At 60.0% G+C, this 26,507-nt stretch carries 27 protein-coding genes and 1 tRNA gene; all 28 read right to left on the bottom strand.

Annotation, left to right across the window (positions count from 1 at the left end):
• Positions 1-154: 154 nt before the first annotated feature.
• Positions 155-553 carry a hypothetical protein gene (locus Q9Q94_RS12010; RefSeq protein ID WP_305980321.1) on the bottom strand — a complete coding sequence of 133 codons (399 nt, stop codon included), beginning with the start codon at positions 551-553 and terminating at the stop codon, positions 155-157.
• A gap of 146 nt (positions 554-699) precedes the next feature.
• Positions 700-1,950 (bottom strand): EAL domain-containing protein, encoded by a 1,251-nt coding sequence (locus tag Q9Q94_RS12005; protein WP_305980320.1) that lies wholly within the window; start codon positions 1,948-1,950, stop codon positions 700-702.
• 3 nt (positions 1,951-1,953) lie between these two features.
• The gene (locus Q9Q94_RS12000; RefSeq protein ID WP_305980319.1) at positions 1,954-3,078 is read right to left on the bottom strand and encodes a chemotaxis response regulator protein-glutamate methylesterase; all 1,125 of its coding nucleotides are present in this window, start codon (positions 3,076-3,078) and stop codon (positions 1,954-1,956) included.
• Complete coding sequence (locus tag Q9Q94_RS11995) at positions 3,075-3,890, bottom strand: protein-glutamate O-methyltransferase CheR (protein ID WP_305980318.1); 816 nt, start codon at positions 3,888-3,890, stop codon at positions 3,075-3,077. Before Q9Q94_RS11995 ends, Q9Q94_RS12000 begins: the two co-directional genes overlap by 4 nt.
• A 36-nt stretch (positions 3,891-3,926) precedes the next feature.
• Positions 3,927-4,451 (bottom strand): chemotaxis protein CheW, encoded by a 525-nt coding sequence (locus Q9Q94_RS11990; protein WP_305980317.1) that lies wholly within the window; start codon positions 4,449-4,451, stop codon positions 3,927-3,929.
• Between the two features lie 8 nt (positions 4,452-4,459).
• Positions 4,460-6,097: a methyl-accepting chemotaxis protein gene (locus Q9Q94_RS11985; RefSeq protein ID WP_305980316.1), complete on the bottom strand. Its 1,638-nt coding sequence runs from the start codon at positions 6,095-6,097 to the stop codon at positions 4,460-4,462.
• Between the two features lie 12 nt (positions 6,098-6,109).
• Positions 6,110-8,116 carry a chemotaxis protein CheA gene (locus Q9Q94_RS11980; RefSeq protein ID WP_305980315.1) on the bottom strand — a complete coding sequence of 669 codons (2,007 nt, stop codon included), beginning with the start codon at positions 8,114-8,116 and terminating at the stop codon, positions 6,110-6,112.
• Positions 8,117-8,141: 25 nt separating this feature from the next.
• The gene (locus Q9Q94_RS11975) at positions 8,142-8,435 is read right to left on the bottom strand and encodes an STAS domain-containing protein (RefSeq protein ID WP_305980314.1); all 294 of its coding nucleotides are present in this window, start codon (positions 8,433-8,435) and stop codon (positions 8,142-8,144) included.
• A 10-nt stretch (positions 8,436-8,445) separates the two neighbouring features.
• On the bottom strand, positions 8,446-8,814 hold the full coding sequence (locus tag Q9Q94_RS11970) for a response regulator (RefSeq protein ID WP_305980313.1): 369 nt from the start codon (positions 8,812-8,814) through the stop codon (positions 8,446-8,448).
• 20 nt (positions 8,815-8,834) lie between these two features.
• The gene (locus Q9Q94_RS11965; RefSeq protein WP_305980312.1) at positions 8,835-9,707 is read right to left on the bottom strand and encodes a methyl-accepting chemotaxis protein; all 873 of its coding nucleotides are present in this window, start codon (positions 9,705-9,707) and stop codon (positions 8,835-8,837) included.
• Positions 9,708-10,240: 533 nt separating this feature from the next.
• On the bottom strand, positions 10,241-10,543 hold the full coding sequence (locus Q9Q94_RS11960; RefSeq protein WP_305980311.1) for an HU family DNA-binding protein: 303 nt from the start codon (positions 10,541-10,543) through the stop codon (positions 10,241-10,243).
• 209 nt (positions 10,544-10,752) lie between these two features.
• A complete protein-coding gene (locus Q9Q94_RS11955; RefSeq protein ID WP_305980310.1) occupies positions 10,753-10,938 on the bottom strand; it encodes a hypothetical protein in 186 nt (61 codons plus the stop codon).
• A gap of 131 nt (positions 10,939-11,069) precedes the next feature.
• Positions 11,070-11,825 (bottom strand): M48 family metallopeptidase, encoded by a 756-nt coding sequence (locus tag Q9Q94_RS11950; RefSeq protein WP_305980309.1) that lies wholly within the window; start codon positions 11,823-11,825, stop codon positions 11,070-11,072.
• Positions 11,822-13,507, bottom strand: coding sequence for a pilus (MSHA type) biogenesis protein MshL (gene mshL / locus Q9Q94_RS11945; RefSeq protein ID WP_305980308.1), 1,686 nt, complete (start codon positions 13,505-13,507; stop codon positions 11,822-11,824). The genes Q9Q94_RS11950 and mshL overlap by 4 nt, the downstream gene beginning before the upstream one ends.
• Entirely contained in the window at positions 13,507-13,881 is a 375-nt protein-coding gene (locus tag Q9Q94_RS11940) for a hypothetical protein (RefSeq protein WP_305980307.1), read from the bottom strand. The genes mshL and Q9Q94_RS11940 overlap by 1 nt, the downstream gene beginning before the upstream one ends.
• A complete protein-coding gene (locus Q9Q94_RS11935) occupies positions 13,866-14,531 on the bottom strand; it encodes a hypothetical protein (RefSeq protein ID WP_305980306.1) in 666 nt (221 codons plus the stop codon). Before Q9Q94_RS11935 ends, Q9Q94_RS11940 begins: the two co-directional genes overlap by 16 nt.
• Positions 14,528-15,169, bottom strand: coding sequence for a PilN domain-containing protein (locus Q9Q94_RS11930; protein WP_305980305.1), 642 nt, complete (start codon positions 15,167-15,169; stop codon positions 14,528-14,530). The genes Q9Q94_RS11935 and Q9Q94_RS11930 overlap by 4 nt, the downstream gene beginning before the upstream one ends.
• A complete protein-coding gene (locus Q9Q94_RS11925; protein WP_305980304.1) occupies positions 15,166-16,158 on the bottom strand; it encodes a hypothetical protein in 993 nt (330 codons plus the stop codon). Before Q9Q94_RS11925 ends, Q9Q94_RS11930 begins: the two co-directional genes overlap by 4 nt.
• Entirely contained in the window at positions 16,158-19,796 is a 3,639-nt protein-coding gene (locus Q9Q94_RS11920; protein WP_305980303.1) for a DUF6701 domain-containing protein, read from the bottom strand. The genes Q9Q94_RS11925 and Q9Q94_RS11920 overlap by 1 nt, the downstream gene beginning before the upstream one ends.
• Positions 19,793-20,251: a hypothetical protein gene (locus tag Q9Q94_RS11915; RefSeq protein ID WP_305980302.1), complete on the bottom strand. Its 459-nt coding sequence runs from the start codon at positions 20,249-20,251 to the stop codon at positions 19,793-19,795. Before Q9Q94_RS11915 ends, Q9Q94_RS11920 begins: the two co-directional genes overlap by 4 nt.
• A 49-nt stretch (positions 20,252-20,300) precedes the next feature.
• Positions 20,301-21,173 (bottom strand): type II secretion system protein J, encoded by an 873-nt coding sequence (locus Q9Q94_RS11910; protein WP_305980301.1) that lies wholly within the window; start codon positions 21,171-21,173, stop codon positions 20,301-20,303.
• The gene (locus Q9Q94_RS11905) at positions 21,154-21,723 is read right to left on the bottom strand and encodes a prepilin-type N-terminal cleavage/methylation domain-containing protein (RefSeq protein WP_305980300.1); all 570 of its coding nucleotides are present in this window, start codon (positions 21,721-21,723) and stop codon (positions 21,154-21,156) included. Before Q9Q94_RS11905 ends, Q9Q94_RS11910 begins: the two co-directional genes overlap by 20 nt.
• Positions 21,713-22,156: a Tfp pilus assembly protein FimT/FimU gene (locus Q9Q94_RS11900; protein ID WP_305980299.1), complete on the bottom strand. Its 444-nt coding sequence runs from the start codon at positions 22,154-22,156 to the stop codon at positions 21,713-21,715. Before Q9Q94_RS11900 ends, Q9Q94_RS11905 begins: the two co-directional genes overlap by 11 nt.
• Before the next feature lie 101 nt (positions 22,157-22,257).
• On the bottom strand, positions 22,258-22,722 hold the full coding sequence (locus tag Q9Q94_RS11895) for a type II secretion system protein (RefSeq protein WP_305980298.1): 465 nt from the start codon (positions 22,720-22,722) through the stop codon (positions 22,258-22,260).
• A 35-nt stretch (positions 22,723-22,757) separates the two neighbouring features.
• Positions 22,758-23,237: a hypothetical protein gene (locus Q9Q94_RS11890; RefSeq protein ID WP_305980297.1), complete on the bottom strand. Its 480-nt coding sequence runs from the start codon at positions 23,235-23,237 to the stop codon at positions 22,758-22,760.
• 10 nt (positions 23,238-23,247) lie between these two features.
• On the bottom strand, positions 23,248-24,468 hold the full coding sequence (locus Q9Q94_RS11885) for a type II secretion system F family protein (RefSeq protein ID WP_305980296.1): 1,221 nt from the start codon (positions 24,466-24,468) through the stop codon (positions 23,248-23,250).
• 6 nt (positions 24,469-24,474) lie between these two features.
• Complete coding sequence (locus Q9Q94_RS11880; protein WP_305980295.1) at positions 24,475-26,175, bottom strand: GspE/PulE family protein; 1,701 nt, start codon at positions 26,173-26,175, stop codon at positions 24,475-24,477.
• 132 nt (positions 26,176-26,307) lie between these two features.
• A tRNA-Asp gene (locus Q9Q94_RS11875) sits at positions 26,308-26,384 on the bottom strand.
• Between the last annotated feature and the right edge of the window lie 123 nt (positions 26,385-26,507).

Genomic DNA, 26,507 nt, shown 5'->3' with positions numbered 1-26,507 from the left:
CGAGAGGCGCAGCGGACATGCCTGAACACCCGCACCCCGCCTCACTCTTCAGCATGCACCGGCGCTCAGCCTTGCCCGACGCCACTGTGCGCGGCCATGCCTTGAAGAAGCCCGCCAGAAGCGGGTCTTCACGATACCGGGTGAAAATCCCGAATCAGGGGCTGACCGTGATGGTCACACTCTTCAAGGCACTCACGTCGTTGGCACTGACGGTCAGGGTGAGGACGATCTCAGAACTGGTGCTCACCGTCGGCGCGGTGAAATAGACCGTGGCGGCAGTGCTGTTGACCAGGGTGACGCTGGGGCCGGAGGTCTGGGTCCAGGCGTAGCTGATGTCGCTGGAGGTGATCGTGCCGGAATAGCTGACCGTTGCCACGGCGGACACGGGAACTCCGCTGGTGGGGGCAGAAGGCGACCAGGTCAGCGTATCGATACTGAGCTCATCGTCACTGGTGCTCCCCAATCCGCCACCGCAGGCCGTCAATAGCGCCAGCCCCGTCACCAGGCCCAGATTCAGGAATGCCCGGCGGGCCGTGTGGAAATTCAGACTCATGATTTGATACGCCTCCAGAGGGAGTGGCGGGTAGCAACAGGCTGGCCCGAACCACCGCCGGAAGGCTATCAAGATCGTGCGTGAAGGCTTGTCGTACTGAGGAAAAACGAGTTAAAGCCGTGTGAGATCCGGCTAAGCACGCTCACTCAGACCGCGCCTGAACCTGCGGCAACCAGGGCCCGGACACGCTCACCGTTTTCCTCCAGCCAGGGCAGCACAGCATCGCCGGGCATAGGTCTGGCCAGCAGGAAGCCTTGCACTTGCTGGCAGCCCAGACTCTGCAGCAGGCGCAATTCGCTCTCGGTTTCCACACCTTCGGCCAGCGTATTCAGGCCCAGATCCAGCCCCATGCGGACCACCGAAGCGAGAATGGTGCGCAGGCTGGCCTTGTCCGGCGCGTTGGACACGAAAGAGCGGTCGATCTTGAGTTCGGTCAGCGGCAGGCGCGAGAGCTGCTGGGTGGTGGAAAAGCCGGTGCCATAGTCATCCATCGACAAACCGAAACCCTTCAGGCGCAGGCGCCCCAGCGCTCCCAGACCTGCTCCCATGTCGGAGATCAGGGCGGACTCGGTCACTTCGATAACGATCTTCTCCGGAGCGACACCGGCCTCGCGCGTACGCTTGATGACTTCATCGACGAAATTGCGTTCGGTCAGCGACAAGGCCGAGAGATTCACGGCGATGCTGGGCGTGAATCCCTGATGTTGCCACTGCACGCTCTGCGGCAGGACGGCGCCGAGCATGCTCAGGGTCAGCGCGGTGATCAGGCAATTGTCTTCCGCCACCGGGATGAAGGCGGCCGGTGACACGATGCCCCGGCTCGGACTGGTCCAGCGTGCCAGCGCCTCCAGCCCCAGCACCTGTCCCGTCTGCAGACAGATCTTGGGCTGATAGTGTGGCTGGATCTGGCCGGCGGCGAGTGCGTCGCTGACCTCGTCGGCACTGATCTCGGTTTCGGTGCGGCGATGTTGCTGGCGCACATCCAGAATATGATCAAAAGACAGCAGCGCACGCTGCAGCACCTCGGCCGTGAAGGGCTTTTCAAACGCTCCCAGGATCGGCAGGCCCAGTTCGCGGCACATGGTTTCCACCGACGCCACCAGTGAAGCATGCGTGGCGCTGGCGATCAGCACGGGAGGCCGGTAGTTTTCAGTCGCCAGGGTCTGCAGCATCTCGATGCCATCCATGCCGGGCATCTCCAGATCCACCACCAGCAGGGCCGGCGGCGGGAACAGGCTGCGAATCGCCTCCAGTCCGGCCAGACCATCCGCTGCCTCATAGACGCGATGGATACCGGCCTGGCGCAGGACCTCCACTGCGTTCATGCGCTGTACCGCGCTGTCATCCACGACAAGCGCGCCATGCAATTGAAGAAGGGGATGCAGATGAACGCCCATTGCTCAGTGTGATCCGCCACGCCCCAGCAGACGGGCCGGAATGTCTTCCAGCCCCATGATTTCGTGCACGCCACCGTGCTTGATGGCTTCCTTGGGCATGCCGAAAACCACGCAACTGGCTTCGTCCTGCGCCACCGTGCGGGCACCGGCATCGAACATTTCCTTCATGCCACGCGCGCCGTCATCTCCCATACCGGTCATGATCACCCCCAGCGCATTGCCACCGGCAGATTTCGCGACCGAACGGAACAGCACGTCAACAGAAGGCTTGTGTCGCGAGACCAAGGGCCCGTCCACCACCTCCACGTCATACTGCGCACCATTGCGCCGAACCAGCATGTGTTTGCCGCCCGGGGCGATCAGGGCATGTCCGGGCAGGATCCGGTCGCCCGTCTCTGCCTCCTTGATGGTGAGTTGCGAGAGCTGATTCAGGCGATTGGCAAAGCTCTTGGTGTACATCGGCGGCATGTGCTGCACGACGACAATGCCGGGCGTCGTCGCCGGCAAATTCGTGAACAGATACTCCAGCGCCTGGGTGCCGCCTGTCGAGGTGCCGATCGCAACGATCTGTTCGGTGGTGCGGACCATGGCCGTACGCCCGACCGATGGAGGCAGGACCGCATCCGCCGTCAGTTTTTCGCGTGCCCCCGCTCCGCCGCTGGCCACAGGGGCCGGGCGCGGCGGCGCCGTCGGGGCTGCAGACCTGCGAGTTATCGGACGGATGTTTCCGAGCCGGGCAACGGAGGCCTCACGCACCGCATTGATGAATTCCTCCTCGTAATCACGCAGGAATTCCGTCAGTTTCGTGGTGGGTTTGGTGATGATGCTGACGGCACCAGCCTCCAGCGCCTGCAGGGTGGTTTCCGCTCCAGCCTCGGTCAGCGAGGAGCAGATCACGGTAGGCGTCGGCCGCTCGGCCATGATCTTCTTGAGGAAGGTGATGCCATCCATGCGCGGCATCTCGACATCCAGCACGATCACGTCAGGCCAGGCCCGCTCCATGCGCTGCAATGCAAAGATGGGGTCCGGTGCAGTCCCCAGGACTTCAATGCCGTGATGCTTCTGCAGGATTTCCTGCAGTACCGAGCGCACCACCGCTGAATCATCAATGATCATTACACGGATCATGGTTTCATCCTTTGCATTGGGCGTCGAAACACGGAGGAAGCAACAGACTCCAGCCCTTCCGTGCTGCCACTTACCGACTCGGACGAGCCGAAGTAAATGAAACCGCCTGGATTCAAGCGGGAGATCATGTTGCGCACGATATAGCGACGGCGCTCCGGATCAAAATAGATCAGCACATTGCGCAGAAAAATCACATCAAACGAGCCAAGAGGGTTGCTGGCATCCAGCAGGTTGTGACGCAGGAATCGTGTGCGCGCCCGCAAGCTGCTGTTGATCAGCAATTGCCCTTCGTACTGGCCGAAACCGCGCCGGCAGTATTTCTGCAAAAACATCCGGGGCATGCATTCAAGCCGGTTGAGCACATACAGACCACGCTGCGCCACGTCCAGCACGCGTGTGGAAATATCGCTGCCCAGCAGCTCCCAGCCTGCCGGCCCGAGGGTTTCCGCAAGCGTCATGGCCAGGCTGTAGACCTCTTCTCCGGTGGAGGAGGCCGCACTCCAGATCCGCAAGGGACGCTGGGTCAGTGCAGGCAAGGCCTGTTGTGCCAGATGCTCGAAATGACGTGGCTCACGAAAAAAATAGGTTTCGTGAGTCGTCAGCGCATCCACCATCCGTTGTCGCTCTTCCTGCTCCGCCGGGCGCAACAGCAGGGCACAATAATCCTCCATGGAGCGCATGCCCCGCTGCTCAAGCCGGGCCTGCAGACGGCTCACGACAAGCGTGCGCTTTTCGTCACGCAAACGGATGCCGCTCTCCCGCTCGAAAAGCATCCGCAGGGTGCCGAAGCTCTGTTCGGACAATCTCAGCACGGGCACGTCCAGGGCCATATCCAAAGCCGTTCTCCGTCAGGCTTCCGTTACAAGCGGCGGCTCTTGCGCGATTGCCGGAGCACTGGACTCAATCAGGCGTTTGAGTTCCTGTGCATTCAGCACCTTGTCGATATCGAGAACGATGATGAATTTGCCGTTACGATTGATCATGCCATCGACAAATTCGGTACGCATCACGGTCCCGAATTCAGGACGCGGCTCGATCTGGGCGGCCGGCACATCAACAACTTCGTACACGGTATCCACCATGATGCCCAGCATCTGATGCAGGGCGTCTTCCTGTGAAGTCTCAAAGATGATCACACAGGTGCGCCAGGTGATTTCCGAAGCACCACGCCCGAAACGCGCAGCAATATCGATCAACGGCACCACCGAGCCACGCAGGTTGATGACCCCGCGCAGGAAATCGGGGGCCAGCGGGATTTCGGTGACACCGGGATACTCGATGATCTCGCGTATCGGGCCGACCGGCACCGCAAACACCTCCTTGTGCAGACTGAAGGTGAGATAGCGGCGCGAAGCAAGTTCGTCTGCAGCCATGGTGCACCTCAGAAGTTGGTGAAGGAGGATTCGTCGATTTCGCCCGGATGGCTGTTCTTGATTGTCACCGCAGACTCGACCGACGGCCGCTGTACAGCTTTGCCGGTCTCACCTGGCGCAGCAAAGGGCTCTCCGCCAGTCGCACGCAAACGGAAGAATTTCACGGCCTGTTGCAACTCCTGCGCTTGGGCACTCATGGATTCGGCCGTCGCACTCAGTTCCTCGGACGCTGCTGCATTCGACTGCGTGGTCAGCGCCAGCTGACTCATTGCCTGATTGACCTGGGTCACGCCATTCTGCTGCTCGCCAGACGCCGCAGAAATTTCGCGCACCAGATCCGAGGTACGGCTGATGGATGGCACCATTTCGTTCAGCAAGGTACCGGCCCGCTCGGCCAGGGATACGCTCTTGCCTGCCAAGGCGCTGATTTCCTCGGCGGCGGCCTGACTGCGATCGGCCAGCTTGCCGACTTCGGACGCCACCACGGCAAAGCCCTTGCCATGTTCGCCGGCACGCCCGGCTTCAATTGCAGCATTCAGCGCCAGCAGATTGGTCTTGTAGGCAATGCTGTTCACCACGCCAATCTTCTCGGCGATCTGACGCATGGCGGCCACCGTATCCGCCACGGCAGCACCACCCTGCTTGGCCTCGTCTGCGGACTTGGAAGCAATCCCGTCAGTCACCTTGGCGTTTTCAGCGTTCTGCATCACCGTTGCCGAAATTTCCTCCATGGAGGCACTGGTTTCTTCCACGCTCGCGGCCTGGTTACCGGAGTTCTGCGCCAGCGAGGTCGACGAAGACGCCAGTTCCTCGGAAGCGGAAGCCAGCGCGTCCGCCGACGCACGCACCTGATTCATCACGATCGACAAGCGCTCAACCATTACTTTCATGGCGCCCAATGCACTGGCCTTGTGCTTGGCTTTCACATCCAGGGCCAGATTTCCTTGCGCAACCTGACGCGCAATCTCAGCCACATAACCCGGCTCACCACCAAGCTGACGCGATACGCTGACAATCACATAAGCCCCGACCCCGAAAACCAGCAGCAGGCATATCCCCGAGACCAACAGCGAAACCGTTCCGGCACGGGAGCGCACACTCTGCGCCTCCTCCGCCATGCTCTTGCCGAGCGCCGCATTGTAGGTCTGCAAATCGTCGAAGGCTTTGGAGAGCTTGGCTGTGTAGATGGAATGCTCCTTCATCAGGACCACCAGCTTTTCGGTCTTGTTAAGGGTCTCGGCATTGGTCGCCTTGACCTGTTCGACAACCTTGTTCTTGAAACCGAAGTACTCACCAAAAGCGCTCTTCAGTGCCTTGAAGTTCTCCCCGTCCTTGGCGTCCGAGATCATCTTCTCGTACTCGTCGAGCGCCTTGTTGATCTTCTGCTCGTTGGCCAGCATGTCTTTCTGCAGGCTGTCACGATCCTTCTGGTCGGTCGAAATGGCCAGACGCCACAGCAGGACGCGATTCTTGGCGTACGGGTCTATTGCATCATTCGTGGTCTGCAGTGAAGGAACAGAATTTTCATTGGCATAATTTGCGGCGGTATAGATCTTGCCCATCTCGTTGGAGGCAAACCAAGTCAGGAATGCGATCCCTGCGAGTGCCGAAATGACCAGGAGCAGCATTTTGTAGATGAGTTTCATGTTGTTCTCCCACTACTGAATTGAAATCGAAACGTTTTCGCCGCCACGTTCAGCCTGACGCACCTTGCCGGCCTCCTGTTGCGAAGTCAGGTCCAACAAGGCAGGAACATCCAGAATCAGGGCGACCTTGCCATCGCCCAGAATCGTTGCACCACCAAGCCCACGCACACCTTGCAGCAGATAGCCCAGCGGTTTGATCACGGCTTGCAGTTCGCCCACCAAGCGGTCCACAAGGATGCCGGCCCGCCGCCGCCCGCTTTGCACCACCACCATGCAGCGAGTGGCGGATGGCAGGGGGGCTATGCCGAATATTTCGGACAAGGTGATGTAGGGCAGCGGCTCACCACGCAGATTGACGATGCTGTAGTCATCCAGCTCATCTTCAAGATCGATGCACTCGACGACCAGCTCCAGCGGAATCGCGAAATTGGCACTTCCCACCGCAACCTGGAAACAATCGATGATTGCCAGCGTCAGCGGCAGGCGGATGCGGAAAATGCTGCCCTGCCCGGGATCAGATTCGATCTCGATCTCGCCACGCAACTGCTCGATGTTGCGCCGGACCACATCCATGCCGACACCACGCCCGGACAGATCACTGACTTTTTCCGCTGTCGAGAAGCCGGGATGGAAAATCAGCGCGAAGACCGCCTGATCGTCCAGCACCGCGTCCGGAGCAATGAGACCCTGTTCGACGGCTTTGGCACGAATCCGTGTCTGGTTGAGGCCACGTCCGTCATCGCTGACTTCGATAACGATGTTGCCGGAGTCCTGATAGGCGTGCAGGCGCAACTTGCCTTCAGCCGCCTTGCCAACAGCCAGACGCTGATCGACCGGTTCGATGCCATGATCGATAGCATTGCGCACGATATGCAAAAGAGGATCAGCCAGTTTTTCAATCATGGCCTTGTCAAGTTCGGCATCGGCTCCACTGATCTGCAGATCAATCTTCTTGCCAAGATCCTTGGCCACATCGCGCACGATGCGCGGGAAACGCTGGAAGACATCACCAATCGGCGTCATGCGCAGGTTCAGTGATTTGTTGCGGATCTGTTCAACCAGTTTTTCGATCTCGCTCATCACTTCGTGAACGGAATCAAACTGCTTCTTGCTTACAAACATGCGCCCACTGGCTGCAGCAATCACCAGTTCACCAACGGTGTCGATCAGTTCATCGAGCTTGCGTGCTTCCACCTTGACCAGCGTTTGACGCCCGCCCAAGCGGCGCTCAACGACCGGAGCCCGATCAATGTCAGCCAGGTGCACCTCGCCAGCCACAGGCAGCGGAATTTCCGTCTGCGCAGGTAATTGTTCGATACGGATGTCGCTGCCATCCATCACGAATTCAAAGGTGGCCGCAATTTCATCGCGGCTCGCGGCAGACTCCAGCTCGACCTCGAAGCGCAGGTAACTACGCTCCGGATCAAGATCAGCCAAGGCCGGTAACTGGCTGCTATCGGTACGCACGGAGAGGATTTCACCAAGACGCCCAAGGTACTGGATGAACGACAGGGGGTCCATTCCGTCGCGAAGTGCATCGGCATAAAAATCCAGATGGACACGCCAGCGGTTCACTCCACCCGTCACTGCTTCCGCATCACCGCTCTTGTCAGCAAGCGCCGGAGCATCGCCCAGACAAGCGTGCAAGCCTGCAAGCAGACCCGCACGCTGCACGGGGTCTGGATCGGTCGGGTCATCATTGTCCGCCAGTGAATCAATCAGGCTGCGGATATAAGCGCCACAATCGAACAACAGGGACAGCAGATCCGGGTCCAGCGGAATTTCGCCATTGCGCACGCGAACCAGCAGACTTTCCATCACATGAGTGAAGCCGACAATCAGGTCCAGACCAAACAGCCCCGCTGACCCTTTGATGGTATGTGCTGCTCGAAATACGGCATTGATATGCTCGGAGCTGCGCCCGCCCTGCTCCAGTTCCAGCAAGGCCGCATCCATGGCGTCGAGCAGCTCGCGCGACTCTTCGATCAGCGCGCCTCGCGCCGCCTTCATGTCAATCATGAACAGTCTCCCGGCAAGAGGATCATCAATTTGGCAGGCGGTTCTGCAAGGCCTCGATATGCAATAACCCGACCACTTTGCGCAGCGCCTCGGAAGGATTGGTCAGACGTACAGGATGCTTCTCGAGCAGCAGCGCCAGAAGTACCTGCAAACCGGCCACATCTATGTTCTCCAGAGCCCCCAGATCCAGATCCAGGGTTTCGGAGGTAGTGAGTGCCAGAGCCAGCGCATCACGCGTTTCGGCGGCCTCTGCAATGGTCAGATCGCCGCTCAAGCCGATGTGCATAGCCGGTCCTGGCGCCAGGGTGGTAAGAGCCATTTCCGTCTCCCTATGTTGAAACCAGTTTGGCAACCGCATCCAGCAAAGCCGGGGGCTGGAAGGGCTTGATGACCCAGGCACGCACACCGGCCGCCTTGCCTTCGGCCATCTTGCCCGCGTCGCCCTCGGTCGTAAGCATCAGCACCGGTGTGAAGCGGTAACCCGCCATGGCTTTGGCCGCTTTGACGAAACTAAGTCCATCCATGTTTGGCATGTTGACGTCGGAAATGATCAGGTTGTATTTGCGGCCATCCAGCTTGGCCAGTCCATCCTTGCCATCCACCGCCTCAACGACATCGTAGCCGGAGCCTTTCAGGGCAATCCCCAGCGTGGTACGCAAGCTCATCGAATCATCAACTATCAGAATGGTCTTTGCCATGACAAGTGGTTTCCATGAAACTAGAAAAATGTGATCGAGTTCGCTGCGGGAACGGCTTTGCTCGCCCCGGTTTCACCGCGATGCACCTGGTGCTGCTCAAGCATGGTGTAGCTTGCCGCCAGCTGTGCTTGCCAGTCCTCTGCCGAAGTCATCTCCACCTCAGCAAAACCGCGGTCCGCTACGCTTTGCGACAACTCATCAAAGCGCGACATGTCGGCACTGACATGCTCGATGATCTGACTGATACGGTCCTGGAACTGCAAGCTGATCAGTACCTGCTCGACATCAGCCTGCACGGTCTGGCGCTCCTGCTGCAAAGCTGCCATGTCGTGCTGCATGGCACTGGTAACGCTCTGGAATTCGCTGACGATCCGCTGGGCAGTCACCTCAGACTCGTGCACCATCTCCTGCTGTTCATCCGCCACCCGGCGGGACTGCTCCAGGGCTTGCCGCATTGAGTCTTCGACTGTTCTTACCGTCTGGCTGATGCTGTTGCCGGCCTCGGCCGACTGCGATGAGAGCTTGCGCACCTCGTCAGCCACGACAGAAAATCCGCGTCCGGCCTCGCCAGCCCGGGCAGCTTCTATCGCCGCGTTCAAGGCCAGCAGGTTGGTCTGTTTGGCAATCGCTCCGACCTGTTCGGCCATCTGCCGCAAACTGTCCATGTGAGCAGCGACCAGCCCGATCTCGCGCACCAGCGTATCGGTCACCTCACGGGTCTTGCCCAGCGTGACAGATATCTGCTGCAAGCCGTCTTCAGCACGCGTCACTGCGGACAGTGCGGCGCTGCTCCCAGCGTCGCCGCCAGCCACCTGGCGAAGTTGTGTAGAAAGATTGGCGAACCGGGTCGTCAACGCTTCGACAGCCTCACGGATCTGCTCCTGAACGGACACGACATGCCGCCGCCACAGAGGCACCACGCCATGCACAATGCTGAAATACCGGTGCGCTGAATCAGTCTGCGGTGGTTCAAGCCCAGGCTCGACTCGCGGCGGTTCCGCCCGGGAGGTTTTCGGCCACAGACGCCAGAGCAACAAAGCGCCTATCACCAGCCCTGCCAACAAACCCCATCCCCAGTGCCGAGCCAGCACACACATCAGCAGGAGATTGGCCAGAATCAGGCCGCCAGCAAGAGGCAAACCGGTGGTACGCCCCGACTTTCCGGGAACTTCATGCATCGCGCATCACTCCCTGGGCGCCAGGCTGCAATGCGCCGCGTGTTGGTCATTACGTCAAACCCAAGAGGTTGACGTACCCACTTCATCCGGTAGGTGTCAGGCTTAACGGCAAGGCAGAGAATTGACTTGATCAACGAGGCATTTACTGCCCCTTTGGGCAGGTCTGCCAGTAGCCAGAACGGAATGGGAAGACCAAAACAAACGGGGCGCCAGAGGCGCCCCGTTCGGGTAAGCAGGTAAAGCGAAGCTTACTTCTTGGCAGCCTTCTTGGCCTTGCCAGCGGCAACCAGGGCCTTGAAGCCAGCGCCGGCTGTGAAGCGCGGCACGGTGGTTGCGGCGATCTTGATCTTTTCACCGGTCTTCGGATTCTTGCCTTCGCGAGCAGCGCGCGGAGCGGCCTTGAAGGTGCCGAAGCCAACGAGGGCAACCGGGTCGCCGGAGGCAACAGCTGCTTCGATCACAGCGATGGTTGCGTCAAGGAACTCACCGGTGGCAGCCTTGGACTGATTGGTTTTTTCGGCAATAGCTGCCAGCAGTTCGGACTTGTTCATGCAAATCTCCTCTTGGAAAGTGGAAGTGAAAATGAAATGAAGCGCCTGCAACGGTGCGCTGAGTATAGATCGGAACTTCGCCGTGTTGGCAGCCAGATTGATGACTGCCGCGGTTTTTTTCGCTGCACGGCAGGAAAAGTCGGCCTTGCGTGATGATCGGCAATAAAAAAAGCCCGCTGCGAGCGGGCTTTTCGACGATTGCAACAGGCTCAGAACATATTGAACAGCGACTGCGCAGCGATCTTGCTGGCTTCGCTTTCGTTCCGGTTGCCGGCGCCAAACTCGGTGCTTTGCAGCACGACTTCGGACAGATAGCCGGAGCGTTCCTGATCTTCCAGGCTAACAAAAGCCTTGCGCGCGGATTCGAATTCGAACAATCCAAAGGTGGGTACCATGATTCAGCCTCTCTGTGTCTGGTTTTGGGGGTGAGACACTCAAACCGAGTGCTTGACCGAATCCTATGCCTTCAGACATAGCCTGACCAATTCGAGTTTTTGCTATTGGTATAAGTCCGCTTTAATCGAGATCAAGGCAACGTGGGCGTCAACTGTCGCAAACCACGGCGTGCCTGCAGACGCTGCCCGTCGTCCAGAACCGTGTTGAGCGCCATTTCGTAGCTGTTGCGCGCGCCGGCCCTGTCCTGGCTGGCTTGCTGTGCTGCCGCCAGCGCCAGCCACCAGCTTCCCTGCTCCGGCAAGAGCTGCAGGGCTTGCTGATACAGCGATATCGCCTGCCCCGGTTGCCCTGCCTGTGCCGTCAAGACTGCCATGAAGGCAAGATACTCTGCGTTCTGCTGTGCATGCGTAATGCTGCGTTCCAGCGTCTGCACGGCAGCACCATACTGCCCCTGTCCTGCTTGCAGGCGCGCCAGCGCCTGGGCGATATCCGTGCTCTGCGGAGCTTGTGCCTGACCTGCAGCCAGCACCTGAATCGCTTCATGTTGCTGCCCGCTATCCAGCAACAGGGACGCCAGCAAGCGACAGGCAACAAGATCCTGCGGGGCAACACGCAAACGCTCGCGCAGCAAGGCGTGAGCTTCGCTGACCCGGCCATTGCGCAGGCGGGCAAGCACCTGTTCATGAATATCGCCTACCGGTGCTATGGCCGGCGTCTGGGGCAGACGCACACGTTGCTGATTGCGAGCTTTTCTGGTTTTGGCAGACGCTGGAGCCTGAACCTTCTCGTCTGTCGCAGAGGCAGGCGGGGTCTGAGCCTGCGCGATGCCAACCTGTAAACTGGCCAGCAGCAAGGCTTTCAGGGCGACATGGCTGAAGAAGCTCATCGCGCGCGGCTCCCCGAGGTGCCGCGTTCATCAAGCAGACGCTGCACACGCGTGTCACTCCGGGTGATGTCGTCTGCCCAGCTTGAAGCGGCCTGGATCACGGTCGGGCGCAGCAGGATCACCAGCTCCCGCCGTTCGGAATCGCGACTTTGCTGCTTGAACAGGTTGCCCACCAGCGGCACTTCACCCACACCGGGTACTTGCGAATCGGTATTGCCGGAAGTTTGCCGGATCAGGCCACCCAGCGCGACCATCTGACCATCCAGAGCCTTGACCACACTATCCATCTCGCTGATCTGACTGGAGGCCAGTGGCAACTTGAATTTGCCCAGCGAGCCCAGATCGATCTCCTGTGTCACGCTTTTCACCTTGCTGACCATCGGATGAATGTGCAAGGTGATCTGGTCTACTTCGTCAATTTGCGGTGTCACATCCAGCGAGATCCCCGAGAAAAATGGCTGCAGCGTCAGTTTCGGGGAGACATTGGTAGACCCGTTCGAGTTGGTCGAGGAATTGGTACTGACCTCGGTCACGAAGAAATCATCGTTACCAACCTTGAGCACGGCTTTCTGATTGTTCAGCGTCGCCACGCGCGGGCTGGACAACACATGCACCTGCCCCTGCTGCTCCAGCAGATTGATCACGGCCGAGAAATCAGCAGCATGCAGTACCGCACCGAACATCGCTCCAGCGGCATCACTGGCGTTCTCCAGGGTCCGCAGCGGGTTACTGGAGATTGGCGCAGTCGTGATGCTGCCGCTCTGCGTGATGCGACTGCCCGGGGTAAGCTGGCCAACCGTGATGCGGTTGCCACCAAAGGCGGCCCAGTTGATGCCGGCCTGGAACGTATCGGAGAGGGTCACCTCGACAATCTTGGCCTCGATGATCACCTGGCGTTCAAGCGACAGTTGTGAAGCCGTCAGAAAGCTTTCAACCTGCGCCAGTTCGCCGGGTGTGGCACGCACCACCAGCACGCCACTTTGCGGGCTGACCACCACACTGCGCCCATCCTGATCGCCCACGATGGATTTCACCACCTGCGCCAGTTCGGACCAGAAATCACTCTGCCCCGTAGTGCTGATCTTGCTGGTCACGAAGGCAGTCTGGTTACTGCTGGTCGAACCGCTCTGACTGCCTGAGGTCGTGGTCGTCGAGTCTCCGACCGAGCCGGAGATCACGCGAATATCCGAGCCGCCCCTGCGTACCGCATTCAGGTAGTTGACCTTCATGATCCGCGTCTGCAGCCCGCGCGACTGGATGAAAACCCGATTGCCCTGGATGCGGTATTCATAACCATAGAGCTGCTGCAGGGCAGCCAGCGCTTCCGGCAAGGTTACGTCCTTGAGGCTGACGGTGATGCTGCCTTCCAGATCATTGGGCAGAAGCATCGAGTAACGAGTGTCCGCCACCATGCTCAGGAATACCTGACGTGCCGGAGCATCGTTGACGACCAGATCGAAGCGCGGCTCCAGTGCCTTCTGTACCGCCTGCGGCATGTCCAGACGCATGGATGGATACAGCTCGGAACCGGGGCCGGCCGGGGCCGGAGCAGATGCTGCCGCCTGCGCCGCCGCAGCCATCTCGGCGCGAATCGCATCCTTGGGTTTGTTGTAGGGAGCGGACGATGACGCACACGCCGCCATAAGAGGCAACAACAGCCAGAGCAGGTTTCGGGTATTCATTATTTTCGGTCTCCCTGAGAAGGGGGCACTTTCGCCACGGCAGGCGAGGGATTGGAATCAAGAGGGGCAATCAGCCATAAGGTCAGGCGCCCTTGCGGTCCCTGCAACTCGGCCTGACGGTTCGTCAGCATGCGCAGCCGGTAACCGCGAATGGCCTGCCCCACGAGCACGCTCTGGCCGCTGATGACAGCGACCTGGCGCTGCGGGGACAGCAGCACGGATTGCAACAGCAATGGAGCCTCCTGCGGGCTGGTCACCTCTGCCTGGGGCGCCAGCACGGACGCGGGCGGGCGGGTCGGGTCAAAAAATGGCCCGGTCTGTGCCGCCGCAGGAAGCACGGCGAGCAACAGGAAGGCGCTCAGAAACTTAGCCATGCGCGCTCCAGACTGAGGGTGTAGAGGGTCAGCGTCATGATGGCGTGCGGGTGCTTGTCCACCTTCAGGCTCATTTCCGCCAGATGAATTTTCCAGGGCAGGCTCTCGACCTTGCGCAGATAGTTGGCCAGCGCCTGATAGTCGCCACGCACACTCAGTTCAATGCCATGGCGGTACACACTCTGCGCCGCTACAGCCGCCGGTTTGTCTCCACTTGCCGCCTTCAGCAAATCTTCCGGTGGCATGGAGCGTAGCGAAACCAGCTCCAGTTCCTTTTGTGCCGCAATCAGGTCGTGCAGCATCCCGGTCATTTTTTCGGGGCTGGCCAGACGCGCCTGGGTACTGGCGAGCGAACTCCGCAACGTCGCATTTTCCTCACTGAGGCGGCTGATCTGGCGTTTGGCATCGGCATCCGGATCCGCACTTGCCCCTTGCAGCAGCCCCAGCTCGGCAGCCCTCATCGCCAGCAGCTCCTGCTCGCTCTGCTGCAGGCTGGCACGCGCTTTCTGATAACGGGCATAACCCGGATTGAAGGCCAGGACAAAGAACAGCCCGACCAGCATGGCCGTCAGTGCAAGGAAGATCGCAACACGCTCGCGCGGCTTGAGCGCATCGAAATGATCCGCTAAATAGAGCCAGGCTTTTTTCATCGCACAGTCTCCCTGGCTGCAGCAGATTCCAACCGGAAACTCAACACCTCAACCGGTTTGGCCGGATCTGCCGTGGTGAGCGATTTGCGTCCGGCCTCGAAGGCAGCAAAGTTCTGCCCCTGAAATGCCGGCAGGCGGTTCAGCAAACTCAGTGTGGCAGGAATCGCAGCCGCATTGCTCGCCATGCCTTGCAGCGAGATGTCCTTGCCGCGCAGCTGGATATCCGTCAGCCATACATTCGGCAGAGGCTGACGCGCCAGCTCATACAGATATGCCGACGCATTCGCGGCCTTGTCGGTACCCTGCCCCGGTAAACCATCGGCCTGCAGCGCCTGATCGATGCGCTGCAAGTCCTCCTGCTCGGTGCGCAAACCCTCCAGACGCGTAGCGACTTGCGGGTCTGGCTGCCGCCTGACCAGTACCTTCTCCTGCTGCTTCATCTGCTCCTGCTTGGCCAGCAGGCGCTCCTGCGCCTGCGCGGCAGCGGCCTCGTAAGCCCCCAGCCGCGACAGCATGAATGTCCCGAGCAGCAGCAAGCCTGCCGCCAGCACACCCAGCGCCAGCATCATGCTTCTGAACTGGAAGAATGGTTTGGGTGGCAGCAGGGCCGGATTGACGAGATTGATCTGCCGTTTCATGACGCCATCTCCACACCACGCAACGCCATGCCCAGAACATGCACCAGCGCAGCCTGCTGATCCGGTTCTGCAGGCAAGGGACAGTAGCTGCAGTCGAAGATATCGGCCAGGTTGATGACCTTGACCGGCACGTACAGTGTTTCGATCAACAGACTCAACAACTCCTCGCTATGCGCAAACGGAGCAATCCACAGCGCCGACACCGACAGGAACGAGAGCTGATGCTCCAGCACATCAAGCGAACGCTGCAATTCAAGTACGAGGCGATCAAACTGATCACGTCGTGGCAACGGAGCAGCGGCAAGATTCTGCGTAGACAACTCGAAATTGCGGGTGAAATACAACTCCCCCGCACGACTCGCCGTCAGCAGGCAACCCGAAGGAGTGACTGACAAGACCGCAGTCGCCCGGCCTGACTCCTCCAGGCTGTCGGCCAGATTGCGCTGGGCCATTTCCGGCACATCAATCACGGCGACATCCGAGTCATAAGCACGAAATTGCAGCATGCGTTCGCGTATCAGATTGTCTGCCGCTGCAACTGCATAGCCGCTCAGGCGCCGTCCGCCCGCCACGCCACCATCGGGTGGCGGCAGCACATCCAGCGTCGTCGCATCCAGAGGATGCCGCAGCATGTCTTTCACCTGCCAGCGCACGGCGGTACGCAACTCCTCTTCCGGTACGGAAGGAAGCTCGATCTGCAGGAACTGGTAATCCATCCCGTCGAGCAGGATGTTCAGGTCTGCGTCCTTGAGCCGCACCTCGCGGACCATCTGATCCAGTCGCACTCCTGGCGCAGCATTGCTCGCAAGGTAACGCGCCAGACTCAGCCGGGGTTTGTCACCGGCAGAAACAGCCGCCAGTTGCACGGCCACCGCGCACCCCGGCAGGCTTGCCAGGTTCACCGGAGACTGGCTGGATCGGCGGCTGCGGCCGAAAAGCTTTCCGAGCTTCATGTAACGACCATTTTCCTTTTCTTTCGCGGCAAGCATCAGTAGACCTCCCGCAAGTAGATGATGTTGTCGTTGCGTCGCGTACCGAAACGGATCCGGGCACGCGGATTGTCGTCATGCAGATAACCGTCCCCCGGCGTACTGCAGGCAGGCAGAGCCTGATCCACTCCATCCCAGTTGTACTTCAGATAGTCCGGAACTGAAAGCACGAGATCAAGGTAACCGCCTCCGCTATTCGACGGTTTGGACAACAGGATGCCCGGATTCCCGGAAGTGCTGGCCTCACCATTCAAAAGCGCTCCGCCGCTGACGCTGCCATTCACACCGCTCAAACCACCATAAAGTCCAACGCCTCCTGCGCAGTACAGCGCAGGCGCCGTCGCAGTGGTAACCGCCGTACTTGCGGGCACAGTGAGCGGCGTGCAACTGTCGGCCAGATTCTTCACGAAGGTCGTGCCATTCCAGATCTGCGCCCGTGCCGGAACACGCAGGCTGAGCAAGGGAGAACCGTAGGCATTTTCCACTCGCATGCGGCCGAAATACAGCTTGGTCGTGCCCAGAAGCGTGCCTTCACTGGTCCCGCTCAGATCCCAGTCGTAGTCGGGGCTGCGAACGGCAACACTGTCGGCATCACTGATGGTCAGACCGATGCGGGCCGGATCAAAGGGAGCGTCGACCGCGCTGCCGCTGGCCCGCTGAACAATCAGTCTGGTACTCAGAGTCGTACTTCCGTCGCTGAACGCCGGGCAATTCGTGCAGCTCGCGGTAAGGCGTGAATTGAGCAATGTTGCTCCGCTCTGCGCTCCGAAGGCCAGACCATTGCTACCCATGCTGGATACAGGAGCGAGATTCAGGCGGGCAAAGTTGCCGACGTAGTTCTTAGTAATGGTACCCGCCGCATTCACGGCATTCAGGGTTACCGTCGCGCTCATCGGCTCGCCCAGATAGGTGAAGGTGTTGTCCGCCGGAACCGCATTGCAGGCGGCGATATCGCTGCGATTGGTCAGCGTGCCACCGACCGTGAACCCTGCTGGCGTGAAGCGCCCGAAGCGGCCGCTACCTGCCGGCACGGTCTGAGAAAAATAGTTTCCCGCCGCAGGCGTGGCGACGATATTGAATACACCCACCTCTGTTTCGCTGGTACTGACTGTCGCTGTGCCATTGCTGACGATGTTGATGCTTGCCACGCTCAAAGCGCCATCCATGCCGGGGCTGGGAGCAAACACGCTGGAGCTGAGGGGAATGCTGCTCTGCTTGTAGTTGGGCGTACTCGGGTAACTACAGCTATCCGCCCCGCTACCATAGGCCTTGCCCGTCACACGCAGATTGAACCCCGTTCCGGCAGAAGTGAATCTGCTGCAGCTCGCGGCCAGCGCCTGGGTTGTGGCACTACAGTTCCAGCTGGCATCCGGACTATCGACACACAGCGCAAAAGGCACCACCGGGAACGTACTGCCGCCAGGCATCACCAGCCCGCTATCAACAGTCGCTACACTGCCGTCGTAGCGCGCATTCAAGGAGATCTGTCCGGCATCGGGATAGCGCAGCGTAAAGCTCGATTGCCCACCCGCATCAAACGTCAGGGGCACTGTAGTGGGGCTGGCTGCGCTGGTCGACAGCACGCTCGAGTTCAGCGTGATCTGTGGCGTACCGGTGATCGCAGCACTGTCAGGGCTGACATAGCTCGACCAGAACTTGATGTTTCTGCTGCCGGTGAAGGCTGGCACACATTTTCTCGTGACGTCGTCGGTCTTCGCCGCGGTGACGGTAACAGATGCCGATGTCACTCCGGAAGTCTGTGCCGGTACGGTGTACAGCAGGCCGGCGTCAGCAAAGGTCAGCGCGCAATTGCTTGAATACGCACTGCCATTGATCGAGCACAGTGAGGCACTGAATGCCTTGACTTGCGGAGTCGAACCGCTCACCCCCAGCGTATAGGTTCCGGCAGTGGTTTTCGACAGGTTCAGACTGGCGCCACTACCGGCGAAAGTCTGGGTATCGCCACCGACCCAGCCGGTGGGCGTGAGCGTGGCAGTCACGTTGCCGTTGTAGGTCGTCGAGCACGCAGCATCCATGCAGGCGGTTACGGTCACGCTGGCCGGGGTGCAGGTCAGCGGTGTGGTTGTCACAGTAAAACGATAGTGGTCGATCTGCGGCGTCATCGGGTTCATGCTCTGGGCACAAACCTGCAGATCATCGATTTCGTGATTGTTCGTGGATGTCCCGGTAGAGCCGGTCAGCGACAGGATGAAGTTCGCCGGAATCGCTGCCTGACCACTGGCGGCAGCAGCGTTGAAGGCGTTGATCAAGGTCGTGTAGCTGGTCCCCGCTCCACTCGTATCCCGCTCCACACTCAGCATGGCCCGCCCGGAAATCCGGGAGTCCACCGTCACGCGGTAGAGATGACCGGTACTGTTGCTCACCGTCGGACTCAAAGTACTGGTCCCGGCGAGCCAGTAATAGGTCGAAGCCGAACCACGAATACCTACCGATTGCTGAACACGCCCCGTCGCACAGGACGTAACCCCGGGGGCACAAGCGCCACTGTCGGTACTGTTGGAAAAATTGCCATACTCATCCAGCCCCACCCCCAGCCAGCCGCCGGCAAAGCCCGGAGTAGCTCCTTTGGGCGCATAACCCATCGAACCACCAAAACCTCCTGGCTGTGGCGTGACGCTGCTGTCGGAGAGGATCATGGCGATGCCGTCAGCGGTCGAACCTCCGTAACCGTAATACTTGAAAGTCAGCTGGATATAGTTGCCGGCTCCCGGGAACAGGCGCTGAAAGCTGACGGCCGTTGACTCATTGACGGCAGTGTCGGTCAGACGCAAGCGGTTGCTGACCACTGCTGGCGTGAAATTGCCAGAGATGCGGGCCGTCACCCAATCGCTGCCCAGTCCGGTACTGCGGTTGAAGTTGTCGCTGACGCAGGTCAGGACTGGCGCAGACATGGCCTTGAGGATGAAGGTGCTGCCGATATTGCCCTCGTTTCCTCCAAGGGAGGCGGTTTGCTGACCACCATTGGAATCGGAAGTGAGCAAGTAATAGCTGGCATGTATGCCGACGCCGGTTGAACCGGCTCCCGGACGGTAATAAACCCCGTCGGTCGATCCGCCTTCATTGTTGGGCGAAATGGAAGTGCTGCCATCATTCGAGGCAAAGAAAGCCATACGCAGGCTGCCCGCCGGGTAGGTCGGTGGTTGAGACTGAATGTTTGGCGCAATGATCTGATTGCCTCCACCACTTTGAAGGCTGCCCGCGCAGTTGGTCGTGCTGGCTGTGCCGCAATTGGCGGTTTCCGCCCCACGCACGGCATAAATCACGGCAGCCGTGCTGTTGGCGGAGTTACCGGCAATAATCCACGTATAACTGGCAGCCGGCGCCGAACCGAGGTTCAGGTAATAGATGCGTTGCTGGACGCCGTTCTGGCTCGTACTCGCGCTGTTCACCTGTGTCCAGCCGCTCGGCGCAGTGATGCTTGCCGCCGCTTTGGTCACGATCTGGGCGATCAGCACATCTCCGCTGAGAGCGCTGCCGGAAGGCGACGGCGTGACGCTGCCGTTGCCGGTGAGGTTCTCGGCTACGCCAGGATAAACACTGATCGCCGCCCACAGCGGTGCGCTGCCGAGCACGAGGCTCAGCAGACATCCCAGCACGAAGCGTCGCAGGTAGATCATCGTTCGGTCACCACCACCAGTTGGCGTTCGGTGTAATCGGCGCTCTGCAATTCGGCCAGCGTGGCCGAGGGGCAAATTGCGCCATTTGTCGTGCATGCCGTTGCGGTGATCTGCCACAGATGCCTGGTCTCGCCGTTCTCGACAAAGAGGTTATCGGCACAGGCCCATGAAACCTTGAAGCCGGTCAGCCCCGGAACATTCGCCAGGGTGCCGCCGGGGCAGTTGCCATTGATCTGCACGGCATACAGGCCGGCTTCAACCCCCAGGCGTGCCGCTTGCATGGCGCGGGCGCCCTGCACGTCCTGTGCACTGGCAGTCTGGCTGGCGACCGAAACCTGCACGATGAAGGCGCCCAGCGCCGCCATGATCACCAGCAGAAAAATCGCGCTGGCCAGTACGAAGCCGCGCTGGGCGGGCATCTTCAGGTTGCCACCCCGCATAGCCGCGCGCAGCACTGCCCTGCAGCCAGCCAGCCTGCAGAGGTCCGCCACAAGCGGCCCTCCATCAGGGCGTGTTATTGATCTGGATCGCATGGGTCAGCGTCACGTTTTCGCCGTTCTGGCTCAATTGCAAGGAGAGATAAAGCAGGCCGTACTGGTCGATGGCACTTTGCTGGTAGTTCACCGCGCAGCTCGCCACATTGCCGCTCAGCAGACTTCCAGCAGGCAAGGCAGTGGTCGGCTGAGTGGCCTGTTTGACATACCCGCTCACCCGCGTGAGCGTGCCGCCGCTGGTACACACATAGCTGACCGGGCTGCCGATGATGAAGAAACGCTTGCCCGGCGAGGAAAACGGGAAGGCCTTGCTGCCGCCCAGCGTGATCAGATTGCCGGCGATGCTGGCCAGCGCCACCGAGTTCCCCCCGGCATAGGCATTCAGGGGATCGCTGCCAAGGTTGTAGATCGCGACTTCGGCATTCGCCGGAACAGGATTGAGGACCGGCGCCGGATTGGCAAAGCTGAAACTGTTGAGGGGCACACCGGCCGTCAGCGGCGCGGCACCGCAATCGGCGGCCTCACAGTAGCGCCCGGCCGCCAGCACGGGCAGGAATTCGATGTACCAGCTCGCCTTGCTCTGCACGACGCGCACGCTGTTGGGTAGTGCCCGCTGAATGTCGCGACTCATCCGGCGCACGGCGGTATCCGCCGCATCGGTCAGCGCGGCGCGCCGGGTGCTGTCGACCAGCCCCTGCATAGGGCGCTGGATGAACACGGCGACAATCGCCACTAGAATTCCGGTGATGGTCATCACCACGACCATTTCAATCAGCGTGAAGCCGCCCGCAGACCCGCGCCGGGCGGGCCTCTCCAGCCTGCATCCTGAAGAGGCAGGCGGGGTGCGGCTCTTCAGGCAGCGCTCAGGGTACATTGGGCGCATAGCGAAGCCTGTAGCCGGTCAGCGTGATGTCGGGCATGCCGGCGGCACCGACCGTCACGTCGATCTGCAGGGCGGCATCCGCGGGCAAACCCAGGGCGGCCCCTGCCGTGCTGATCGAAACCTTTGCCCTGTAGCTGCCCAAACCCGCAATGGGCGTGCCATCAGACGGATTCAGGATGCCGTCCTCCTTCATCTCCAGGCCGTCATAGTCAGCCACGTTGTCAAAGGGTGAAAGCTGGTCGTAGCGGGCATCTCCTGTCGTCGAGCCAAGGCCCTGAGGCAAGCTGCAATCTGTAGCACTTCCTGCCGTGGTGACATTGGCATCATCCGGATCGCACCAGGTGAAGGGTTTGCTTTCGATCTCCTCCAGCAGCGACTCCGCGATCGCCACCTGCTGCTTCAGCAGCATCGGATCCGCGCTGGTGCGCGTGGTGAGATTGAGCACCCCCAGAATCCCGGCCAGCCCCACCGAAACAATCACGATGAACACGACCAGTTCGACCAGCGTCATCCCGCGCTGGGCGTGCGAGGCGCGTGGCTCAGTGCACATAGCCGGTCTCCGCCTCGACGGTAATGAGCTTTGCGGCGCTGCCGCCGGTCACGCTCAGCGCCTGGCCGGCACTGGGCCGCCCAAGGGCATCAAAACTGAAATTGGCTGCCGTGATGGCGATGCCGTTGGTCGCGTCCAGCACATACCGTTGATTGCTGGCCGGACCGAACACATCCCGGTCGCAGGCACCGTTGAAATTCGTTGCGAAGCTCAGGCTCAGGCTGTTGCCGGCAATCACCACGCACACCTGACGACGCTTGGCGATGGCGGTTTTCTGCGCAAAGCGCAGGCCTGCACGCGTTTGCTCGGCAAAACCGAAGGCATCGAAATCGGATTGGCTGGCAAAACGCGGCACAACCACCGCCGCCATGATCCCGATGATGACGAGGGTGGCGACGAGTTCAGGAAGGGTGAATCCGGAACTGGTGCGCACTGTGAACGTCTCCGCTTGGTTTTTCTCCGGACAAGGCAGGCACACGTAAGGCCGCAAGAAGCCGTCCGCGGGCAATATGCCCACGGACGCCCCCAAGATGCTTACTTACAGTCCGGAGTGGCCGGAATGGTGGCCGTAGCAGCAGTAATCACACCAGCCGCTTCTGAGGCCGGCGTATAGGTAATCTGGCAGTTGGCTGCCGTCGTCGCGCCGGGAACGGCGATGGTCGTGGTAGCCCCAGGGGTGATCGTGTAGTCGGTCGTGCTCAGGCCTGCCGCCAGCTGAATGCCAGTGGCGCTCGATGCGGGGTAACCATAGACCATGTTGATGCTTTGGCCTTCGGCCGTCACCGTGCTGGTAGCATCGCCCGCCTTGTTGCTAGCCAGTGAACTGGCATGAGTCAGGGCCATGGCGGAATTGACCGCTCCCAGAGCGCCCTTCAACTTGGCTTCACGCGCCTGAGCCGACATGTCGATGAATTTCGGCATGGCCACAGCAGCCAGAATGCCCAGGATAACCATCACGACGACCAGTTCGATCAGGGTAAAACCGCTTTGCTTTTTCATGATCCACTCTCCTCACAGAACAACATTCAATTGTTTCAAAACCACCAATAGGGCGTCATGAGCACGACTTCCACCTGTTCACCATCAGACGTTGACGGTAGCACCTGCCAGACCAGTGTCTTATCGACATTGCCCTGCTGCATCTTGAGATGTCGTCGCCGCTGCGGTACGTAATAAAGTGCGTTTTCGTCGCTTTTGTACTGCCACAAGCCCGATTTTACCGTTTTTGCCAAATCTGGCAAATTTGCAGGAATATGTCCGACAGGCGGCGCCTCCAGAAAACTCAACGGATTTGTCCCTGCCAGATCACGCAAGCGCTCGCCGGCCACAATTCGGCGCGCCATTTCCAGACGCAGGCCGCTGCGCATGTTCATCACGGCCGTATCAACGGCGGTTTTTTCCGCGCGTTCCAGCAAACTGTCAGCCCGCTCGGCCAGCACGCCGATAATCACCGCGGCAATCACGGCCAATACCGCGACTTCGTACAGCGGCAGACCAAAGAGGCCCTTGCGCATGGCGTGCTCTTCAGTGTTTGCCAAGCATGGCGGAACTGAGATCCCAGATCGGCAGGAAGATGCCCAGTGCAAGAACCAGCACCATCGCCCCCAGACACACGACGAGGATCGGCTCGATACGCGCAGACAGGTTGTCGATCTCGTACTCAACCTCGCGCTCGTACATCTCGGCGATCTCCATCAACAGATCATCGATGGAGCCCGACTCTTCGCCCACCGCAATCATCTGCAGTACCACCGGCGTGAAAATGCGCGCAGATGCCGCTGTACGCAGGATGCTTTCGCCACGCTCGACACCGATCCGCATCTGGTCAAGCTTGGCCGCGATGAAAGCGTTGTCGATCACGTCAGCCACCACGCCGAAAGTCGGAATCACCGGCAGCCCACTCTTGAACGAGAGCGAGAAACTGCGGGCAAACCGGGCCAGCGTGGCCTTGCGCACGGTCTCCCCGACAATGGGCAGCTGCAGTTTCCAGCGATCCCATGCAAGGCGCCCTCCCGGCGTTTGAACAAATGCGCGGGCGCCGAATGCCGCGGCCAGTGCGACGCCTATCAGCACGTACCAGTAGCTGGTACAGAACTCCGAAAACCCGATAAGGATGCGGGTCATCAGGGGCAGTTCTGTGTGCAGCGATTTGAATACGCCGGAGAATGCAGGAATCACCAGCCAGTTGATCACCAGCAACGCTGCCGTCAGGGCAATCACCACAAATATCGGGTACCGCAAAGCGGCCTTGATCTTGGCGCGCATTTCTTTCTCGAAATTAAGATGCTCGAACAGGCGGAGAAAGATCAGGTCCAGGCGTCCCGTCATCTCGCCCACACGGATCATGCTGATGTAGAAATTACCGAAAGCGCCGGTATCTTTCATGGCGATGGAAAGCTCGCGACCACTGTCGAGGCTTTCACGCAGTTGCCCGAGCATTTCGCCAAACGCAGGATGGGTCGCCGAATCCCGTAGCCCCCCCAATGCCTGGAGCATGGGCACCCCGGCCTTGATCAGGGTGTGCATCTGACGGCTGAAGAACATGATGTCCTCAGCACTGATCTGCGTTCTGCCCACGGACAAGCCCGCAAAGATCGATTCACGCGGCTGGTCTTCGACAATGTCTACAGGGGTAATGCCACGTCCGATGAGCAGATCCGCCGCCGCAGGGCTATCCAGTGCGTCGACCACGCCCTGCACCAGCTTGGCCTGGGCATCACGTCCTTTGTATGCGTAGCTGGGCATGGCGGCTTACTCGTCGATCTGGGCGCTGACGCGCATGGCTTCAGCGATCGTGGTACTGCCGGTCAGAACACGCGCCACAGCATGTGAACGCATGGTCTTGCCCGCCAGTTGCTGGCGGGCAGCACGCGAGAAATCGGCATTGCCGCGATTGAGTGCGTCAGCCAGGGAAGGTGTCATTTCAAGCAGCTCATACACCGCCTCGCGCCCTGCATAGCCGGACATGTTGCATTGCGAACAGCCCCGCCCGTGCCACAACGGGGCCTCGGCCGCAGCATCGCCAAGCTCCTGTCGCAGCCATGTGGTTTCGATCGCCTCGGGCGTGTAATGGGTCTTGCAGGCCGGACAGATGACCCGCACCAAACGCTGGGCAACAATCCCCAGCAAAGTGGTCGACAGCAGGTACTGGGGCACACCCATGTCGAGTAGACGCGCTGGTGTGCTGGCCGCATCGTTGGTATGCAGCGTGGAAAGCAGAAGGTGCCCGGTCATTGCCGCCCGCACCCCGATTTGCGCCGTATCCTGATCGATCATTTCGCCAACCAGCACGATGTCCGGATCGTGACGCAGGGTTGAACGCAGCACCCGTGCAAAGCTGAGGTCGATCTTGTCATTGACCTGCACCTGACTGATGCCTGGCAAGCGATATTCGACCGGGTCCTCGATGGTGATGATCTTGGTGTTCGGCGCATTCAGCGCAGCCAGCGAGGCGTACAGCGTGGTGGTCTTGCCACTGCCAGTCGGCCCGGTCACCAGAATCATGCCGAAAGAGTGGCGAATCATGCGCCGGTACTGCTCCAGCATATGATCAGGCATGCCGATCCGGTTCAGATCAAGCAAGCCACTGTTCTGCGCCAGGATGCGCATGACGACCGATTCACCGTACTGGGTCGGCATTGTCGACAGGCGGATGTCGACACTCTGCTGCTTGATCTTGACGTTGAAACGACCATCCTGCGGCAAGCGCTTTTCTGAGATATCCAGCCCGCTCATGAGTTTCAGGCGCAACACCAGTGCAGGGCTGATGCGGCTGTCCACCTCTGTCTGCAGGTGCATCTCGCCATCGATCCGGAAGCGGATCTGCAACCTCAGCTCCTGCGGCTCAATATGAACATCAGATGCCTTGATCTGGTAGGCATCTTCAAAGATCGACTGCAGCAACTTGACCACCGGAGCATCTTCGGCGCTGGCATCGAGTCCCTGTCCGCCGAAATCCACGTACGCGTTGCCAAGATCCTTCTGCAACTCATGCGCCAGACCGGTGATTTCCTGAGTGCGCCGATACAGACGGTCAATGGCCGAGAGAAGTTGCCCCTCGGTCACCACGGCAAGTTCGACGTCTTTTTTGAGAGCCCGCGCAATCTCGTCGTAGCCAAACACGTCCGACGGATCGGCCATCCCGACCAGATAGCCTTTGCCTTGATCGGCCAGCACGATAGCCCGGAAGCGCCGTGCCATGGTTTCAGGCAACAGATTCACGATCGCCGGATCAACATCCTTCTCGCGCAAATCATGGAAAGGAATCCCGAGCTGATTGGCAATCGCGGTCGAGATGCCTTCCTCGGTAACGATGTTGCTGTCAACGAGCACCCTGCCGAGTTTTCGACCGCTATCCTTTTGCTGCACAAGTGCCGCTTCAAGCTGCACCGGCGAGATCAGGCCCTGCTGCACCAGCAACTCGCCTAGACGATATTTTTGTGGTTTCACCATGTCCGCTCCTGTCGCGGCAACACTCTACAGTACGCCCCAATGCAGAGACTACGGCACATGCAGTAAAAACTGGAGGCGACAGTCATCCGGGCAGACAAAAAACAAAAGCCGCCCGAAGGCGGCTTTTGATATTGGCGGAGTGGACGGGACTCGAACCCGCGACCCCCGGCGTGACAGGCCGGTATTCTAACCAACTGAACTACCACTCCATGATTCGAGCCAGTGGCTCAAACCCATGCACTGCTAACGCTGCTCTACTGCAACGCCATCGAATCTGGCGTCCCCACGGGGATTCGAACCCCGGTTATCGCCGTGAAAGGGCGGTGTCCTAG

The organism is Uliginosibacterium sp. 31-16 (assembly GCF_030730865.1).
Classification (GTDB): Bacteria; Pseudomonadota; Gammaproteobacteria; order Burkholderiales; family Rhodocyclaceae; genus Uliginosibacterium.
Note: the sequence above shows the minus strand (reverse complement) of the source record. Positions and strands in the feature narration are given on the sequence as shown.